A 19,181-nucleotide genomic window follows, 5' to 3' on the forward strand; every position below is an offset into this window, starting at 1 on the left:
GAGTTCCTCGATTCGTTCAGTCGTCGGCCCAGGCTCAAGCCTTGGCCTCCAGGGGTTCGATAGTACCGTCGCGGACCACCGCGGCGAACTGTTGCTTCATCTGTAGCACATATGGGTCGGCGGCAATCGAAGCCTCGGCCTGGCGCTGACGCTCGGCGCGCTTGCGCGCGGCGGCCTGGGCCGGGGTTTCCTGCTCGGGCTTCTGCTGGGTGACCTGCAGGGTCAGGGTACGCCCGTGGAACTGGTTCAGAGCATCGTTCAGGCGACGCTGCTGGGTCGCGTTGAACAGCGCGCTCTGGCCCGGGTCCAGGTGCAGGTGCCAGTTGTCGCCGTCCACCGCCACCAGGGTGCAGTTGGCGCCGATGCTGGCGGTGAGGCCGGCCAGGCCCAGACGCGGGAACAGGTCCAGCCATTCGGCGGCAAGGCCGGTGGCGGGCATGGCGGCGGGCTCGGGTTCCGGCTCGGCCTGCTCCTGCGGTGCCTCGCTCTCGAGGTAGCCGTAGGATTCCATGTCGACTTCGTAGTATTCCTCAGCGGGCGGCGGCTCTTCGTCGCGATCATCGTCCTCGGCCGGGGCTTCTGCCGCGACCGGCGCGGGAGCTTCCACCGGGACGGGGGCAGCCGCAGGCACAGGAGCCGGCGCTGCCGCTACGGGTGCAGGTGCAGGTGCAACAGGCTCTGGAGACGCGGGAGCAGTTGCAGCCGATGCCGAGGGTTCATCCCACGGCAAGTCGACTGGCGCTTCGGCCGCGGACGGCTGCGGCTCGACAGTCGGAGCAACAGGCTCTGCAGCGACGACCACTTGCGGCGGCACTTCGACCGGCGCGGGAGTCGCTTCGACAACCGGCGCGGGAGCAGCGACAGGCGCTGCCTCGACCACCGGAGCCGGAGCCGGAGCCGGAGCCGGAGCCGGAGCCACCTGAGGCTGCGGCTCGGCAACAGCCGGCGCAACCTCGGCGACCGGCGCTACAGGAACAACCGGCGCTGGCGCAGCAGGCGGCGGAGCAATGGATGCAACCGGCGCTGCAACGGCGGCGCCGGCCACTGGGTTCGGGTTGGAATCAGCCGTGGCCTTGCTGATCCCCAGGTCCTTTAGTGGCGACCTGGGCGCGCCGTCGGCATCGGCCGGGCGGAACGCCAGCATGCGCAGCAGCACCATCTCGAAGCCGCCACGGGGATCGGGCGCCAGCGGCAGGTCGCGGCGGCCGATCAGGCCCATCTGGTAGTAGAACTGCACGTCCTCGGCCGGCAGTGCCTGGGCCAGTGCCAGCACCCGGTCACGGTCGCCCTGGCCGTTGTCCACGGCCTCCGGCAGCGCCTGGGCGATGGCCACGCGGTGCAGCACGTTGAGCATTTCGGCCAGCACGCCGCCCCAGTCCGGGCCTTGCTCGGCCAGGTGGCGAACGGCTTCCAGCAGCGCACGGGCGTCGCCTTCCAGCAGTGCGTGGAGCACGCCATAGACCTGCCCGTGATCCAGGGTGCCAAGCATGGCGCGCACGTCGGCGGCCAGCACCTTGCCTTCGCCGAAAGCGATGGCCTGGTCGGTGAGGCTCATGGCGTCACGCATGGAGCCATCGGCCGCGCGACCGAGCAGCCACAACGCATCGTCCTCGAACGGCACGTTCTCGGCGCCCAGGACGTGGGTGAGGTGCTCCACCACGCGCTCCGGCGGCATGTTCTTCAGCGAGAACTGCAGGCAGCGCGACAGAATGGTCACTGGCAGTTTCTGCGGGTCCGTAGTCGCCAGCAGGAACTTCACGTGGGGCGGCGGCTCCTCCAGGGTCTTCAACAGGGCGTTGAAGCTGTGGCTGGAGAGCATGTGCACTTCGTCGATCAGGTAGACCTTGTAGCGCCCGCGGCTCGGCGAGTACTGCACGTTGTCGAGCAGCTCGCGGGTGTCCTCGACCTTGGTGCGGCTGGCGGCGTCCACTTCGATGAGGTCGACGAAGCGGCCTTCATCGATCTCGCGGCACACCGAGCACTGCCCGCAGGGGGTCGAGCTGACGCCGGTCTCGCAGTTCAGGCACTTGGCCAGGATGCGCGCAATGGTGGTCTTGCCCACGCCACGGGTACCGGTGAACAGGTAGGCGTGGTGCAGGCGCTGGTTGTCCAGCGCGTTGATCAGGGCCTTGAGCACATGGGTCTGGCCGACCATTTCGCGGAACGAGCGCGGACGCCATTTGCGGGCAAGAACCTGATAACTCATTGAAATCCATCGCGACAGGTGAGCAGAAGTGCGCTAATCCTAGCGAAGCGGACCGTAAATTGCACCCGATGTCCGCACCGGTCGCTATCGCATCTTGGCAAGGGCCGGGCTACACGGCATTGTGTTGTCGTTCTGCCATCAACGGAGCCTTGATGCGCTTCCTCGCCACCGCCCTGCTGCTGACCGCCACCTTCGCCCAGGCCGACGACCGTCCCCTGCGCTTTTCGGTGGTCGATAGCTGGGCGATGCCGCTGGCGCAGATCGAGAATGGCGAACTGACCGGCGGCATCATGTTCGAACTGTTCAACGAGACGGCACGCGAACTGGGCCGCCCGGCAGCCTTCCACATCGTGCCCCGCGCACGCATCGAGCAGGCCCTACTGAGCCGCTCCGTCGACGTGCGCTGCTACGTGTCGCGCACCTGGACCGAGCATGAATTCAAGGACTACCGCTGGACCGCACCGCTGATGGTGCAACGCGACCTGCTGGTAGTCCGCGATGCCCCCGCCGACAAGCTGGAAACCCTGCCCAGCCAATCTGTCGGCACCGTGCTGGGCTATCACTACCCGCGCCTGCAGCCGCTGCTGGACAGCCACTGGCTGACCCGCGACGACGCGCGCAACCAGGAACTGGTGTTGAAGAAGCTGCGTATCGGTCGCTATCAGTACGCAATCAGCAGCGAGTTCGCGCTGAACTGGTTCAACCGTGAATTGCCCGAGGCGGAGCGTCTGAGAATCGCCAGCGTGATCGAGGAGACGCCGCTGTCGTGCATGGTGCTGGACACGCCCGAAGTCCGCGCCGACGAGGTCCTCTCGGTGCTGGCGAAGATCAAGGCGTCGGGGAAGATCGAGGAAATCCTGGGTCACTATCGCTGAGGCGACGCGTGCATCGACAGGATGGGGCGGATTTTACCGACCCCGAAATGGAGGCGGCCCCGCCAGCCACACCCCGGCACACAATGTCCCCGCCTTGGCTGCTTCCTTCCGGACCTGACCAGGTAAGCGAGTAATCGTTGCGGGGGGACCGACAGGGCCACCATCACGAGAAGCTCGCCAGATCAGCGAGCCGCGCCATTGTAGCGGCTTGAGCGCAACTTACAAGCACTTCAAGCACTTAGCGACGTTCCACATGCAATTCCTGACCTTCATCACGAATTTGCCTTTTCATTAGGGGAATTACCCTACAGCCAATTCAGAAAATTCCAACGGCGCCGACGCTTAAGGAAGAACCCGTCGCTTACAGGCGGGCCGTGACCGAGCGAGGAATGCCAGCATGTCCGTTGCACTGCGATCCACCACTCTCGTTGCCCTGCTCTTCTCGACCCCGCTGATGGCCTACGACGGGGTCATCCACTTCAGCGGTGCGGTGGTCGAACCGACCTGCCAGGTCGGGCTGACCGACGTAACCGCCCGCAGCGCCCGCGTGCAATTGAGCGAGTGCAACCGGGCCATGACGATGATGCTGAACCAGCCGCGCGGCGCGATGCCCAGCGTGAGCTACCGGCTGACCGATGCGCGCGGCAATGCACTGGGGAATGGCATCGCGGCCACCGGCGACACCGACAGCGTGATCCGCGAGATCGCCAAGGGTGGCATAGCCGCAGGCCAGCGCAATGTGGTGCTGGTGGCCGAGTACCTGTAAGGGGCGTTACTGCCCCTGGAGCAGCCCTTCGGGCCGAGGCTGGGTGGAGACCTCCAGGTTCGGCCCGATGAACAGGTCCATCTTGCTGTAGCCCGGACGGGTGCTGAAAGTGGAGTAGCGCTCCGCCCCCTGGTGGAACTGGAAGGCGACGCGGTATTCACCCGAACGCAGCAGGCGCAGCGGGAAGGCGCGTGCTTCGCCCGGCTTGATCTCGCCCGCGAGGGTTTCCTCGCCATTTTCCTTGAAGCTGTAGCTCACCGCCGGCCCGCCCACGCCCTCGTAATGAAGGACGATCTGCGGGCGCTCGGTCCAGGCCACGTAGGCCCCGAACAGCACCACCAGCGCCCCGACGCCGAGCAGGCGCTGCTTTCTTGCCTTGTCCATCTCGCTCTCCGTCAATCGCTGGCCCACCCCGCCCTGCGTTGCAACGCAGGGATCGGAGCGGGCCCGCCGATCAGTTCAGGCTGTCGACCAGGGCCTTGGCAGGCACCAGGCGTACCGCCTTCTTCGCGGCGATCTCGATGGTCTTGCCGGTCTGCGGGTTGCGGCCGGTGCGGGCAGCGCGTTCGCTGACCTTGAGCTTGCCGATCCCCGGCAGGGTCAGTTCACCGTCGTTCTCCAGGGCGTCCTGGGCGATCTGCGCCAGTTGCTCGAACACGCCGCGCACGGCGGCCTGGGTCAGGTCGAGGGACTCGGCGATATCGCGAACCAGTTGGTCCTTGGTCATGGGCATGGAATGACTCCTTGATGCATTGATCTTGATGGATGCGTGTCAGGCGCCGAGGCCATGGTCGGCCAGCAGCTTGATCAGCTGCTCTTCGTCCATTACGGCGACGCCAAGTTCCTGGGCCTTGGCCAACTTTGAACCCGCTCCCGGTCCTGCAACGACGCAGTGGGTCTTGGCCGAGACGGAACCGGCCACCTTGGCGCCCAGGCTTTCGAGCTTTTCCTTGGCGACGTCGCGGCTCATGGCCTCCAGGGTGCCGGTCAGCACCCAGGTCTGGCCGGCCAGGGGCAGGCCTTCGACCACCTTGCGCTCGCTGCGCCAGTGCATGCCGAACTCCGCCAGCTGCGCTTCGACCGCCTTCGCGCGCTCGACGCGGGCGGCATCGGCGAAGTACTCGCGCACCGACTGCTTGGCCTTCTCGTTCACGCCCTTGAGGGTGCTGAGGTCGAGCCAGTCCTGGCTGAGGGTGATGAGCGCGTCGAGACTGCCCGTGCGGTCGGCCAGCTTCTCGGCGCCGGTAGCGGCGATGAAGGGGATGTTCAGCTTGTCGATGAAGCCCGCCAGGGTGGCGACGGCGGCGAACTCGGCGGAAACCTCGCCTTCTTCCTGCAACTGGACGCCATGCTCTGGATTCTGCAGCTCAGCGATCACGCCGCGGTTGTGCTCGTCATCGAAGAAGTTGTGGATCTCGTAGGCCACTTCGCCGCCGACGTCCGGCAGGTAGGTGAGCACTTCCGGCAGCGCCTTCTGGATGCGCGCCAGGGAGCCCAGGGAGCGCGCCAGCAGCTTGGCGGTTTCCTCGCCGACGTCCGGGATGCCCAGGGCGAAGACGAAGCGCGCCAGCGCGGGTCTGCGACTGTCGGCGATGGCCGCGAGCAGGTTGCGCGTGGAGACTTCGGCGAAGCCTTCCAGCACGATGACCTGCTCGAAGGTCAGGGTGTAGAGGTCGGCCGGGGACTTCACCAGGCCCTTGTCCACCAGTTGCTCGACGATCTTGTCGCCGAGACCGTCAATGTCCATGGCGCGGCGCGAGACGAAATGGATGATCGCCTGCTTGAGCTGCGCCTGGCAGAACAGCCGGCCGACGCAGCGGTAGATGGCGCCTTCGCTGACCGACTCCTTGCCCTTGCTGCGCTTGACCAGCTGGGTGCGTTCGACCTGGGAGCCGCATACCGGGCACTGGGTGGGGATCGCCACCGGGCGAGCATCCGCTGGACGGCGCTCGGTGACGACCTGCATGACCTGCGGAATCACATCGCCGGCACGGCGAATGATCACGGTATCGCCGATCATCAGGCCCAGGCGGGCAACCTCGTCCATGTTGTGCAGCGTGGCATTGGATACGGTCACGCCAGCCACCTGCACCGGCTTCAGACGCGCCACGGGCGTTACCGCACCGGTACGGCCGACCTGGAATTCCACGTCGAGCAGTTCAGTCAGTTCTTCGCGGGCCGGGAATTTATGGGCGATGGCCCAGCGCGGCTCGCGGGCACGGAAGCCCAGTTCGCGCTGGAAGTCGATGCGGTTGACCTTGAACACCACGCCGTCGATCTCGTAGGCAAGGCTGTCGCGGCGGGCACCGATGTCCTCGTAGTAGGCGCGGCAGCCTTCGACGCCCCTGGCCAGTTTCAGCTCGCGGCTGATCGGAATGCCCCAGCCCTTGAGGGCTTCGAGGATATCGACCTGGGTACCGGGCAGCGCGCCGCCCTCGACGCGACCGAAACCGTAGCAGCAGAACTCCAGCGGGCGGCTGGCGGTGATCTTCGAATCCAGCTGGCGCAGGCTGCCGGCCGCGGCGTTGCGCGGGTTGGCGAATGTCTTGCCGCCGGCTTCCATCTGCCGCTCGTTGAGCGCGTCGAAACCTGCCTTGGACATGAAGACCTCGCCACGCACTTCCAGCACCGCCGGCCAGCCCTCGCCCTTCAGGCGCAGCGGCACATTGCGGATGGTGCGCACGTTGACGCTGATGTCCTCGCCGGTGGTGCCGTCGCCACGGGTGGCGCCGCGGGTCAGCACGCCGTTCTCGTACAGCAGGCTGACCGCCAGGCCGTCGAGCTTGGGCTCGCAGCTGTACTCCACTTCGGCGCCGCCGCCGAACAGGTCGGAAGATGGCAACTGGTCCGCCAGGCCTTCACGCACACGGCGATCGAAGTCGTTGAGGTCCTGCTCCTCGAAGGCGTTGCCCAGGCTGAGCATCGGGACTTCATGGCGCACCTCACCGAAGGCCGAGGCGGCCGCACCGCCGACGCGCTGGGTCGGCGATTCGGGGGTGATCAGTTCGGGATGCTCGGCTTCCAGCGCCTTCAGTTCGCGGAACAGGCGGTCGTACTCGGCGTCCGGCACGCTCGGCTCGTCGAGCACGTAGTAGCGGTAGTTGTGGTCGTCGAGTTCGCTGCGCAGCTGGGCAATGCGTTCGGCAGCGGATTGGGAGTCGGTCATGCGGGAATCTCGGGCGGCAAGAGGTTGCGGCTAGAAATGCGAAGCCCCAAGGGTCGCTTGGGGCTTTTTGTGCAGCGTGCGGAAAGCTTAGCGCTTCTGGGTCAGGGCGCGTCGCTCGAAGTCGATGATGCGCTGACGGTAATGCTCGATGGTCTGCGCGGTCATCACGCTGCGCTGCTCGTCCTTCAGCTCGCCATTGAGTTCCTGGGCCAGCTTGCGGGCAGCGGCGATCATCACATCGAACGCCTGCTTGGGATGACGCGGGCCCGGCAGGCCAAGGAAGAAGCTCACCGCGCGGGTGCTGAACTGGTCGATGTTATCCAGATCGAAGGTGCCAGGCTTGACCGCATTGGCCATGGAGAACAGCACTTCACCGTTGCCGGCCATGCTCTCGTGACGATGGAAGATGTCCATCTCGCCGTAACGCAGGCCGCTTTCGAGGATGTTCTGCAGCAGCGCCGGGCCCTTGAAGCCGTTCTCGTCGCGGCTGATCACGTTGATGATCAGCACTTCGTCGACCGGCGCCTGCGGCGCCGACGGAGCAGCAGGCGCGGGAGCTGCACGCTCCTTGTCCTTCTTGCGGTCCTTTTTCGGCTTGTCCTTCTCTGCCGGCACTTCGTCCAGCGGATTGGGGAAATCCTCTTCGTCCAGCGGGCCGAGCAGATTCGGCGCCGGGTCGTCCAGGTTCAGGTCACCCTGGCGCGGTTCCCCGCGACGCTTGCCGCGCGACTCCTTGGCGCTGAGCTTGGGCAGGTCCTCCTCGTCCAGCTCCGGCTCGCGGTGCTCGACTACACGGGAAGGCCCGAGCAGTTCCGGGTTGGTTTCGTCCCCGTCATCGGGCTGGTTGGCAAACTGGCGATCCAGCTTGAAACGCAACTTGCCCTTGCCACCCCGCATGCGACGCCAACCGTCGAACAGAATGCCGGCGATGACGATAAGCCCAATGACGATCAGCCATTCGCGCAGACCGATATCCATCTAATCCCGTAGCCCCTGAACAAAAAATGATGATGAAAAAAAGGACATCCTATCCCTTGAAAACGTGGAGCCAACTTCATGTTCTGACTGATGTTTTCCACGCGATACAAAAGTGGGGGTTAAGCTAACACGCTCTCACATAACTTTACACTGTCTGAGGCGACACTCCGCCGCACTCTTTGCAACTTTTCATAGCGGTCGCCAGCTGCGCGCCCGAAGTGAACCCTACCCCAATCAAATCAATGCGTTAGGCTGGAAACAAAGCATCTTGCCAGCATAGCTCAAGTTCGCCCGGACGATCACGCTTCGGCGAGTGCAACTGCCTCTTCCACATCCACCGCCACCAGACGCGAACAACCCGGTTCGTGCATGGTCACGCCCATCAATTGATCGGCCATCTCCATGGCGATCTTGTTGTGGGTGATATAGATGAACTGCACTTTCTCCGACATCTCCTTCACCAGCCGCGCATAACGGCCGACGTTGGCATCGTCCAGCGGCGCGTCGACTTCGTCGAGCATGCAGAACGGTGCCGGGTTCAGCTGGAAGATCGCAAACACCAGCGCCAGAGCGGTCAGGGCCTTTTCGCCACCGGACAGAAGATGGATGGTGCTGTTCTTCTTGCCCGGCGGCCTCGCCATGATCGCCACCCCGGTATCGAGTAGATCCTCGCCGGTAAGTTCCAGATAGGCATGACCGCCGCCGAAAACCTTGGGGAACAATGCCTGAAGGCCAGCATTGATCTGGTCGAAGGTTTCCTTGAAGCGGTTGCGGGTTTCCTTGTCGATCTTGCGGATGACGTTTTCCAGGGTATCCAGCGCCTCCACCAGGTCGTCGTTCTGGTCGTCCAGGTAGCGCTTGCGCTCGGATTGCTGCTGGTATTCCTCGATCGCCGCGAGGTTGATCGGGCCCAGGCGACCAATGCGCGCGGCCAGTTCCTCCAGGCGGGTTTCCCAGACCTTCTCGGCAGCGTCATGGGGCAAGGTTCCCAGCACGCCGTGCAGGTCGTAACCATCCTCGTGGAGTTGTTCCTGCAGCGACTTGCGCCGCACGTTCAGGGCCTGCCACTCCATGCGCTGCTGCTCCAGCTGGCCGCGCAGCAGCTGCGACTGCTGCTCGGCCTGGGTGCGGCGCTTCTCGGCATCGCGCAGCTGGCGGTCTGCATCTTCCAGCGCCAGGCGCGCGTGCTTGAGTTCGTCTTCCACCGCCATGCGCCGGTCGAGCAGTTCCTCGAGACGCATGCGCAGTTCTTCCAGCGGCGCGGCGCCCTCCTCCAGGTTGAGGTTGAGCTGCTCGCAACGCTCGACCAGGCGCACGGCCTGGCTGTCCAGGCGCTCCAGCGCCTGGCGGGTGGACTCGTGCTGGGCGCGCAGGGAGCCGACGCGCACAGCCAGCTGATGGGCGTGATCCTTGTGCTGGCGAGACTCCTGGCGGATGCGGTCGAGCTTCTCGCGCATGCCGTCGCGCTCGGCGAGCAATGATTCGCGACGCTCGGTGTCCACGGCCATGGCATCCAGCGCTTCCTGCAGGCTCAAGCGGGCTTCACCCAACTGCTCCTGCTCGATGGCGTGCTGTTCGGCCAGCTCGGCCAGCTCTTCGTCCAGACGGCGACGGCGCAGGGTCAGCTGCTCGACCTTGGCCTGCTGCGCGGACAGCTGCGCCTTCAGCTCGCCCTGGCGGCGGCCTTCGTCCTGCAGGCGGCGACGCACCTGGTCGCGGCCCTCCTCGGCCTGGCGCTGCTCGTCGCGCAGGCGCACCAGTTGTTCATCGATCTCGGCGAGGCGCTGCTCCAGCGTCTCGCGCTCGGCGTACAGGCGCTCCAGCTCCTGGCCACGCGCCAGTACACCACCATCGGCGGATTCGCCACGGCGCACGCGCAGGAAGTTGCGGCCAATCCAGTAGCCGTCGCGGCTGATCAGGCTTTCGCCGTCGCCCAGCGACGCGCGCTGGGCCAGCGCCTGCTCCAGGGTTTCGACCGGGCGCACGCGGCCCAGCCAGTAGCTCAGGTCGACATTCGTCTCGACCTTGTCCAGCAGGCTGCCGGGTCGGGAAACGGCGCCAGCGGTCAGATCGAGCAGGCGCAGCTCGCCCTTCTCCAGCGCGTCGAAGGGCAGCCCCTTCACGTCATCCAGCAGCACGCCGTGCAGGTCGGCGCCGAGCACGGTTTCCACCGCCAGCTCCCAACCCGCCTGCACGCGCAGGCCCTCGGCAAGGCGCGGACGCTGCTCCAGCCCTTGCTGGCGCAACCATTGCGCGGTGCCGTCGCCCGGATCGAGCGCGGCCTGCTGCAGCGCCTCCAGCGAGGCAATGCGGCCATTCAGGCGTTGCAGCTCGCCCTGCGCCTGATGCTGCGCGGCGGTGCTTTCCTGCAGGGACTGGCGCACGCGCTCCAGGCGCTCGGCCAGTTCCTGTTCCTCGATCTGCGACTCTTCCAGCAGCAACTCGATGGCGGCGACCTGTTCGCCCAGCTCGAGGATCGCGGCATCTTCAGGATCGGCGGCCAGTTGCGTGCGCTCATCGTTCAGGCGGCGCTGACGCTCGCCCTGGCGTTCCAGGCTCTGTTCCAGGTGCTGGATGCGCGACTGCTGCACCTCCGCTTCGCGGCGCGGTTCGGCGCTTTGCTGGTTGAAGGCGTCCCAGCGCTGCTGCCAGTCGTGCATTCGCTGCTCGGCGTCTTCCAGGCCGACGGTGGCTTCTTCGGCGGCGGCGGCGCTGATTTCCTGTTCCGGGGCCAGGCGCTCCAGCTCCTCGCCCAGGGTGGCGAGCAGGGTGCGGTCGTGGCCCAGGTGGGATTCGGTCTCCTGGCGGGTCTTTTCCGCCTCTCGCAGGTCGTCCTGCAGCTGACGCAGGCGCTGCTGGCCGTGCTGGATGCTCTGTTCGACGCGGGCGATGTCGCCGCCCACGGAATAGAAGCGGCCCTGCACCTGGTTGAAGGTTTCCGACAGTTCGTGGTGGCCGTCACGCAGGCGCTCGATACTGGCATCGGCGCTGCGCTGTTCGGCCACCAGCGCCTCGAAAGCCACTTCCTGGTCGCCGATGACCTTTTCCTTCTGCCCGACCTGCTCGTTCAGGTCGCGCCAGCGCAGGGCGCCGAGCTGGGCCTTGAGGGTGCGCTCCTCGGCCTTGAATTCCTGGTACTTCTCCGCCGACTGGGCCTGGCGGTGCAGGCGTTCCAGCTGGCGCTCCAGCTCTTCGCGAAGGTCGGTGAGGCGCGCGAGGTTTTCCTGGGTACGGCGGATGCGATTCTCGGTCTCGCGGCGGCGCTCCTTGTACTTGGAGATGCCGGCGGCTTCCTCGATGAAGTTGCGCAGATCCTCGGGCTTGGCCTCGATCAGCTTGGAGATCATGCCCTGTTCGATGATCGAGTAGCTGCGCGGCCCCAGGCCGGTGCCGAGGAAGATGTCGGTGATGTCACGGCGGCGGCACTTGGTGCCGTTGAGGAAGTAGGTGTTCTGGCCGTCGCGGGTCACGCGGCGGCGGATGGAAATCTCGGCGTAGCTGGCGTATTCGCCCAGCAGGGTCTGGTCGGAGTTGTCGAACACCAGTTCGATGGACGCCTGCGTCACCGGCTTGCGCGTGTTGGAGCCATTGAAGATGACGTCGGTCATCGACTCGCCGCGGAGGTTCTTCGCCGAACTCTCGCCCATCACCCAGCGAACGGCGTCGATGATGTTGGACTTGCCGCAACCGTTGGGGCCGACCACGGCCGCCATGTTGCTCGGGAAATTGACCGTCGTCGGGTCGACGAAGGACTTGAAGCCCGCCAGCTTGATGCACTTGAGCCGCATGCGCCCTCTTCCCCCGTTCTCTTCTTATCGTTCAGCCAGTGCGGCCAGGACCAGTTGGCTGTTGTGCCGACCGTAGTCGAGCAGGACCTCGCGGATGCCCGCCTCGTCGCGGCCCACGACCGCGCGCAGCAGGTTTTCGAAGCTGCCGATGAACTGACTCATCTCGCCTTTGCGGCGTTCCAGGGCCAGATGATAGGTGCGACTGATGGCCGGCAGGAGATTTTCCACGGTTTCCTGCAGGTAGGGATTGGCAGCGAACGGGAAGGCAGCGCGCATGATGTCGAAGCTGGATTCGACGAAGGCGTTGATGTCGCCGCGTTCGAGTTCGTCCAGCAGGCGCTGCTGGATCGCCATGAAGGGCGCCAGGTCGGCTTCTTCGCGCCAGGTCCGCGCCACGCTGCTGGCGAGCATGATGTAGAGCTCCATCACCAGCGAATAGAGGCTTTCCACGTGGGCCGCGGACAGCTCGGACACCTGCGCCCCCCGGCGCGGCAGGATGACGACCAGGTGGCGGCGCTCGAGGATCAGCAGCGCTTCGCGAACCGAGCCGCGGCTGACGTTGAGGGTCTGGGTGACCTTCTGTTCCTGGATGCGTTCGCGTTCCTTGAGTTCGCCCCGGATGATGCGTTCGGCAAGGTGATGCGCGATCTGCTCAGCCAGGCTGTCCGGGGCCTTGAACGTCATGGTTGTCCTTAAGAATCGGGGCGCTTTCGAGGGGGTGCTGCGGACGCGAAGTGTAACACAGGGTGTTACCGCGCCATCCCCCGCCCAGGAGGGACGACAGAACAAAGGTTGGTGCATCCGCCGGAAGGAACAGGCGCAGGATTGTCTGACAATCCTACACAAGAGACGTATCGGGAGTCGTCCATGTTCGCTTTGTTCCTTTCCCCTGCCTGGATGTTGCGTCTTAAGAAAGCCGGCTACTGGATCTGGCTGGTTCCCGTCTTCGGCATTCCCGTCAGCTATTGGTGGTCCTACGGCAGCGACTATCCCAATGCCTGGGCGTGGCTGGTCATCACCGTGGTGTTCGGGGTGATCCCGCTGCTGGACTTCGTGGTCGGCCGCGATCCGGCCAATCCCGACGAGGTGGAGGATGTCCCGCCCATGGAGCGCGAGGGCTACTACCGCTTCCTCAGTTTGCTGACCGTGCCGCTGCTGCTGGGCATGCTGGTCTACGGCGGCTGGGTACTGGCCACTTATGACGCCTGGAACTGGGTCGGCCAGCTCGGCTGGATACTTTCCGTCGGCACCGTGATGGGCGCCATCGGCATCACCGTTTCCCACGAACTGATCCACAAGGACCCGGAGCTGGAGCAGAACGCCGGCGGCCTGCTGCTGGCAGCAGTGTGCTATGCGGGCTTCAAGGTGGAACACGTGCGCGGCCACCATGTGCATGTCTCCACGCCGGAAGACGCCTCGTCCTCGCGCTACGGCCAGAGCCTGTATGCCTTCCTGCCCCACGCCTACAAGCACAACTTCCTCAACGCCTGGCGGCTTGAGACCGAACGCCTCAAGCGCAAGGGCCTGCCGGCGCTGCACTGGCGCAACGAGCTGATCTGGTGGTACGTGATCAGCGCTCTGTTCCTGGTCGGCTTCAGCGTCGCCTTTGGCTGGATCGGCGCGGTGTACTTCATCGGCCAGTCGGTGATGGCCTTCACCCTGCTGGAGATCGTCAACTACGTCGAGCATTACGGCCTGCACCGCCGTCGCCTGGAAACCGGGCGCTACGAGCGGACCACCCACGAGCATTCCTGGAACAGCAACTTCCTGCTGACCAACCTGTTCCTCTTCCACCTGCAGCGCCACTCCGACCACCACGCCAACGCCAAGCGTCGCTACCAGGTGCTGCGCCACTTCGATGAAAGCCCGCAACTGCCCAACGGTTACGCCGGGATGATCGTCCTCGCGCTGTTCCCGCCGCTCTGGCGCGCAGTGATGGACCGCCGCGTGCGCGCCTACTACGCCGGCGAGGAATACCAGCTGAGCGCCACCCAGCAGGCCTGATCGACGAGTTCCACGCCTTGGCGGCAAGCCCTACCCCGGCTTGCCGCCTTTTTTCTTTCTGACTTTTCGCAGGAGCGCAGTTGCTGGACGTAGGGCGCATAACCCGGAACGGGTTATCCGCCGGAGGCCACACGGCGGATAACGCTGGCGCGTTATCCGCCCTACCCTTGTGCTCTTCGTAGGATGGCGTGGAGCGCGGCGATACCCATCACGCCTCGCGCGGTCACAGCATGGGTATCGCCTAGGCTCCACCCATCCTACGGCCAGCTCCTGCACAAAACCCAACCACGCCGCTCATCAGCTGCGGAAAAACTTTCTGACCATCCGGACAGAAAATTTATTGACTCAAAAGTCAGCTTTCCATAGATTCGCCTCCAGTGCCCTACCAAAAACAAGAACCAGCCTGGAGGCAAGCCTTGATCAGGTTCCTGCTCAATCGCGAGCTGCGCGTCGAAGACCGCCTCGATCCCAATCTCACCGTGCTCAATTACCTGCGCCAGAACCTGAGCAAGACAGGCACCAAGGAAGGCTGCGCCTCCGGTGACTGCGGCGCCTGCACGGTGGTCGTCGGTGAACTGGTCGGCGAAGAAGGCGCCGAGCGCATCCGCTACCGCACCCTCAACTCCTGCCTGACCTTCGTCTCGTCGCTGCACGGCAAGCAGCTGATCAGCGTCGATGACTTGAAGCACCGCGGCGAACTGCACGGCGTGCAGCAGGCCATGGTCGATTGCCACGGTTCGCAGTGCGGCTTCTGCACCCCCGGCTTCGTCATGTCGCTGTTCGCCCTGCAGAAGAACACCGCAGGCGAGACCGCCGAAGAGCGCAAGGCCGAGGCCCATGAAGCGCTGGCCGGCAACCTTTGCCGCTGCACCGGCTACCGCCCGATCCTCGACGCCGCCGAGCAATCCTGCTGCCAGAAGCAGCCGGACCAGTTCGATGTTGCCCAGCCCGAGATCATCGCCCAGCTGAAAGCCATCGCCCCGCGCGAAACCGCCGAGCTCAACAGCGGCGACAAGCGCTGCCTGCTGCCGCTGACCATCGCCGACCTGGCCGACATCTACACCGCCAACCCGCAGGCTCGCCTGCTGGCCGGTGGCACCGACCTGGCCCTTGAAGTCACGCAGTTCCACCGCGAACTGCCGGTGATGATCTACGTCGGCCACGTCGAGGAAATGAAGCGCGTCGAAGTCTTCGACGACCGCATCGAGATCGGCGCCGCGACTCCGCTGACCGACTGCTACGAAACCCTGGCCCGCGACTACCCGGACTTCGGCGAGCTGCTGCACCGCTTCGCCTCGCTGCAGATCCGCAACCAGGGCACCCTGGGCGGCAACATCGGCAACGCCTCGCCCATCGGCGACTCGCCGCCGCTGCTGATCGCACTGGGCGCGCGCCTGGTACTGCGCAAGGGCAACGAACGTCGCGAACTGCCGATCGACGAATACTTCATCGACTACAAGGTCACCGCGCGCCAGGAAGGCGAGTTCATCGAGCAGGTGATCATCCCGCGCCCGCAGGCCAGCCAGGCGTTCCGCGCCTACAAGGTCTCCAAGCGCCTGGACGACGACATCTCCGCCGTTTGCGCTGCCTTCAACCTGACCGTGGAGAACTGCCGGATCACCGCCGTGCGCACCGGCTTCGGCGGCATGGCCGCCATCCCGAAACGCGCCGCCGCCTGCGAAGCCGCACTGCTCGGCCAGACCTTCAACAGCGCCACCTTCGAGCGTGCCGCGCAGGCACTGAGCGAGGACTTCGCCCCGCTCACCGACTTCCGTGCGAGCAAGGAATACCGCCTGCTCACCGCGCAGAACCTGCTGCGCAAGTGCTTCCTGGAACTGGAAGCCCCTCAGGCCGTGACCCGGGTGACCCACTATGCATAAGCCCCAGAAGAGCCAGGAAGAACTCACTGCGCTGTTTCGCGCCGATCTCACCACCGGCGTGGGCCGCAGCGTCAAGCACGAGAGCGCGCCCAAGCACGTCAGCGGCGAGGCGATCTACATCGACGACCGCCTGGAATTCCCCAACCAGCTGCACGTCTATGCCCGCATGAGCGACCGCGCCCATGCGCGTATCACCAAGCTGGACGTCAGCCCCTGCTACCAGTTCCCCGGCGTCGCCATCGCCATCACCAAGGATGACGTCCCCGGCCAGCTGGACATCGGCCCGGTCGTCGCCGGTGACCCGCTGCTGGCGGATGGCAAGGTCGAGTACGTCGGCCAGATGGTCATTGCCGTCGCCGCCGACAGCCTGGAAACCGCACGCAAGGCCGCCATGGCCGCGATCATCGAGTACGAAGACCTGGAGCCGGTGCTCGACGTGGTCGAAGCGCTGCGCAAGAAGCACTTCGTGCTCGACAGCCACCAGCACAAGATCGGCGACTCGGAAGGCCAGCTCGCCACCGCGCCGAACCGCATCCAGGGCACCCTGCACATCGGCGGCCAGGAACACTTCTACCTGGAGACGCAGATTTCCTCGGTGATGCCCACCGAAGACGGCGGCGTGATCGTCTACACCTCGACGCAAAACCCCACCGAAGTGCAGAAGCTGGTCGCCGAAGTGCTGGGTATCTCCTTCAACAAGGTGGTCATCGACATGCGCCGCATGGGCGGCGGCTTCGGCGGCAAGGAAACCCAGGCTGCCGCACCGGCGTGCCTGTGCGCGGTGATCGCGCGCCTCACCGGTCGCCCGGCGAAGATGCGCCTGCCGCGCGTCGAAGACATGCAGATGACCGGCAAGCGCCACCCCTTCTACGTCGAATACGACGTGGGCTTCGAGGACGACGGCCTGCTGCACGGCATCAACATCGAGCTGGCCGGCAACTGCGGCTACTCGCCGGACCTCTCCGGGTCCATCGTCGACCGCGCGATGTTCCACTCCGACAACGCCTACTTCCTCGGCAACGCCACGGTGAACGGTCACCGCTGCAAGACCAACACCGCGTCGAACACCGCCTACCGCGGCTTCGGCGGCCCGCAGGGCATGGTCGCCATCGAGGAGATCATGGACGCGGTCGCGCGCCACCTCGGCAAGGACCCGCTGGAAGTGCGCAAGCGCAACTACTATGGCAAGGACGAGCGCAACGTCACCCACTACTACCAGCAGGTGGAACACAACCTGCTGCAGGAAATGACCGAGGAACTGGAAGCCAGCTCCGAGTACGCCAAGCGCCGCGCCGAAATCCGCGAATTCAACGCCAATAGCCCGGTGCTGAAGAAAGGTCTGTCGCTGACCCCGGTGAAATTCGGCATCAGCTTCACCGCCACCTTCCTCAACCAGGCTGGCGCGCTGATCCACATCTACACCGACGGCAGCATCCACCTGAACCACGGCGGCACCGAGATGGGCCAGGGCCTGAACACCAAGGTCGCCCAGGTGGTGGCCGAGGTCTTCCAGGTCGACATCGACCGCGTGCAGATCACCGCCACCAACACCGACAAGGTGCCCAACACGTCACCGACCGCCGCTTCTTCCGGTGCCGACCTGAACGGCAAGGCCGCGCAGAACGCCGCCGAGACCCTCAGGCAGCGCCTGGTGGAGTTCGCCGCCAAGCACTGGAAGGTGACCGAGGAAGACGTCGAGTTCCGCAACAACCAGGTGCGCGTACGCGACCAGATCCTGCCCTTCGAGGAGCTCGTGCAACAGGCCTACTTCGGCCAGGTCTCACTCTCCTCCACCGGTTTCTACCGCACGCCGAAGATCTTCTACGACCGCAGCCAGGCGCGCGGCCGGCCGTTCTACTACTTCGCCTACGGCGTGTCCTGCTCGGAAGTGATCGTCGACACCCTCACCGGCGAGTACAAGATGCTGCGCAGTGACATCCTCCACGATGTCGGCGCCTCGCTGAACCCGGCCATCGACATCGGCCAGGTGGAAGGTGGCTTCGTCCAGGGCATGGGCTGGCTGACCATGGAAGAGCTGGTGTGGAACGCCAAGGGCAAGCTGATGACCAACGGCCCGGCGAGCTACAAGATCCCGGCCATCGCCGACATGCCCATCGACCTGCGGGTGAAGCTGGTGGAGAACCGCAAGAACCCGGAGCAGACGGTGTTCCACTCCAAGGCCGTCGGCGAGCCGCCGTTCATGCTGGGTATCTCGGTGTTCTGCGCGATCAAGGATGCCGTGGCCAGCCTCGCCGACTACCGCGCCCAGCCGCAGATCGACGCCCCGGCCACCCCTGAGCGCGTGCTCTGGGGCGTGGAGCAGATGCGCAAGCTGAAGCTGGTCCAGGTCGAGAAGGCACCGGCTCAGGTCGAGCCGGCGTGACGTGACCATGGGGCACCGCTGGCAGGGAGAGACGTCCCCACTTCCGTCCTCCGCCCTGCCAGCGGCGCCCCACCCTTTTAAAGAATCGTGGAACGCCAACCGCGCCCCACGAACTGACATACCGTAGGGCGCATAACGCGGAACGCGTTATCCGCCGTCGCCATTTCGGCGGATAACGCCCGAGGCGTTATGCGCCCTACGACTCCACCCTTGAGGTTCGTTTGATGAACTGGATCAGTGCCCTCGCCGACCTGCAACAGCGCGCCGAAGCCAGCGTGCTGGTGACCATCATCGAAGAGCGCGGCTCGACCCCGCGCAACGCCGGCTCGAAGATGGTCGTCAGCGCAGGCAAAGCCTACGACACCATCGGCGGCGGCCACCTCGAATTCAAGGCCATGCAGATCGCCCGTGACATGCTGCTGGCCCGCGAGCGCGAGCCAAAGCTTGAGCGCTTCAGCCTCGGCGCCAGCCTCGGCCAGTGCTGCGGCGGCGCCACCGTACTGCTGTTCGAACCCATGGGCCAGCCCCAGGCGCACATCGCCGTGTTCGGCGCCGGCCACGTCGGCCGCGCGCTGGTACCGCTGCTCGCCAGCCTGCCGTGCAAGGTGCGCTGGATCGACTCGCGGGAGGCCGAGTTCCCCGGCTACATCCCCGAGGGCGTGACCCGCGTGATCAACGAGGAAGTGATCGACGAGATCGACGAGATGCCCGCTGGCAGCTACTTCATCGTCATGACCCACAACCACGCGCTGGACCTGGAGCTGACCGCGAAGATCCTCGAGCGCAACGACTTCACCTACTTCGGCCTGATCGGCTCCGACACCAAGCGCGCCAAGTTCGAGCACCGCCTGCGCGACCGCGGTTTCGCCGCCGACACCGTGCAGCGCATGCGTTGCCCCATGGGCATCAGCGAGGTGAAGGGCAAGCTCCCGGTGGAGATCGCCGTGTCCATCGCCGGCGAGGTGATCGCCACCTACAACGCCACCTTCGGTCAGGAGACCGGCAAGGGCGAGAACACCGTGGCCAAACTGTTACCCACGAGCCGCCGCGCCCGCACCGCCGAAAGCGGCGCCTGAAATTTCCGTAGCATGGGCGCATGCCCATCCCGCCCCGGCGCCTGCGCGCGCCCCGGCCC

The 19,181-nt window shown here is 65.4% G+C and carries 13 protein-coding genes and 1 other RNA gene; 6 read left to right on the forward strand and 8 right to left on the reverse strand.

The features are described from left to right. Window positions 1-34 precede the first annotated feature (34 nt). On the reverse strand, window positions 35-2,206 hold the full coding sequence (dnaX, locus tag IB261_RS19000) for a DNA polymerase III subunit gamma/tau (RefSeq protein WP_192381367.1): 2,172 nt from the start codon (window positions 2,204-2,206) through the stop codon (window positions 35-37). Window positions 2,207-2,358: 152 nt separating this feature from the next. Here dnaX and IB261_RS19005 point away from each other — a divergent pair, with 152 nt between their 5' ends. Further along, window positions 2,359-3,081, forward strand: a complete 723-nt coding sequence (locus tag IB261_RS19005) for a substrate-binding periplasmic protein (RefSeq protein WP_192381366.1) — start codon at window positions 2,359-2,361, stop codon at window positions 3,079-3,081. A gap of 57 nt (window positions 3,082-3,138) precedes the next feature. On the opposite strand, the gene ffs is transcribed toward IB261_RS19005, so the two are convergent. Continuing rightward, window positions 3,139-3,235, reverse strand: an RNA gene (gene ffs / locus IB261_RS19010) — signal recognition particle sRNA small type. Between the two features lie 243 nt (window positions 3,236-3,478). Between ffs and IB261_RS19015 the strand changes: the two genes are divergently transcribed. Further along, window positions 3,479-3,847 carry a fimbrial protein gene (locus IB261_RS19015; RefSeq protein ID WP_192381365.1) on the forward strand — a complete coding sequence of 123 codons (369 nt, stop codon included), beginning with the start codon at window positions 3,479-3,481 and terminating at the stop codon, window positions 3,845-3,847. Between the two features lie 6 nt (window positions 3,848-3,853). Here IB261_RS19015 and IB261_RS19020 read toward each other — a convergent pair whose 3' ends face one another. From IB261_RS19020 to IB261_RS19045, 6 genes are all read right to left on the reverse strand, one after another. Further along, window positions 3,854-4,231 (reverse strand): hypothetical protein, encoded by a 378-nt coding sequence (locus tag IB261_RS19020; RefSeq protein WP_081518571.1) that lies wholly within the window; start codon window positions 4,229-4,231, stop codon window positions 3,854-3,856. 70 nt (window positions 4,232-4,301) lie between these two features. Then, window positions 4,302-4,580: an HU family DNA-binding protein gene (locus IB261_RS19025; protein WP_024763913.1), complete on the reverse strand. Its 279-nt coding sequence runs from the start codon at window positions 4,578-4,580 to the stop codon at window positions 4,302-4,304. Between the two features lie 39 nt (window positions 4,581-4,619). Next, on the reverse strand, window positions 4,620-7,013 hold the full coding sequence (gene ligA, locus IB261_RS19030) for an NAD-dependent DNA ligase LigA (protein ID WP_192381364.1): 2,394 nt from the start codon (window positions 7,011-7,013) through the stop codon (window positions 4,620-4,622). Window positions 7,014-7,100: 87 nt separating this feature from the next. Next, entirely contained in the window at window positions 7,101-7,991 is an 891-nt protein-coding gene (gene zipA, locus IB261_RS19035; protein ID WP_081518573.1) for a cell division protein ZipA, read from the reverse strand. Between the two features lie 299 nt (window positions 7,992-8,290). After that, entirely contained in the window at window positions 8,291-11,779 is a 3,489-nt protein-coding gene (gene smc / locus IB261_RS19040; RefSeq protein WP_192381363.1) for a chromosome segregation protein SMC, read from the reverse strand. 24 nt (window positions 11,780-11,803) lie between these two features. Next, entirely contained in the window at window positions 11,804-12,463 is a 660-nt protein-coding gene (locus tag IB261_RS19045; RefSeq protein WP_081518575.1) for a GntR family transcriptional regulator, read from the reverse strand. A 183-nt stretch (window positions 12,464-12,646) separates the two neighbouring features. On the opposite strand from IB261_RS19045, the gene IB261_RS19050 reads away from it, so the two are divergent. From IB261_RS19050 to xdhC, 4 genes are all read left to right on the forward strand, one after another. Then, window positions 12,647-13,783 (forward strand): alkane 1-monooxygenase, encoded by a 1,137-nt coding sequence (locus tag IB261_RS19050; RefSeq protein ID WP_151187663.1) that lies wholly within the window; start codon window positions 12,647-12,649, stop codon window positions 13,781-13,783. Between the two features lie 416 nt (window positions 13,784-14,199). Continuing rightward, on the forward strand, window positions 14,200-15,663 hold the full coding sequence (gene xdhA / locus IB261_RS19055; protein WP_081518577.1) for a xanthine dehydrogenase small subunit: 1,464 nt from the start codon (window positions 14,200-14,202) through the stop codon (window positions 15,661-15,663). Then, the gene (xdhB, locus tag IB261_RS19060) at window positions 15,656-18,046 is read left to right on the forward strand and encodes a xanthine dehydrogenase molybdopterin binding subunit (protein WP_192381362.1); all 2,391 of its coding nucleotides are present in this window, start codon (window positions 15,656-15,658) and stop codon (window positions 18,044-18,046) included. Before xdhA ends, xdhB begins: the two co-directional genes overlap by 8 nt. Window positions 18,047-18,270: 224 nt before the next feature. Next, the gene (gene xdhC, locus IB261_RS19065; protein WP_192381361.1) at window positions 18,271-19,122 is read left to right on the forward strand and encodes a xanthine dehydrogenase accessory protein XdhC; all 852 of its coding nucleotides are present in this window, start codon (window positions 18,271-18,273) and stop codon (window positions 19,120-19,122) included. The last annotated feature ends 59 nt before the right edge of the window (window positions 19,123-19,181 follow it).

The organism is Pseudomonas sp. PDM20, from assembly GCF_014852575.3.
Lineage (GTDB): Bacteria > Pseudomonadota > Gammaproteobacteria > Pseudomonadales > Pseudomonadaceae > Pseudomonas.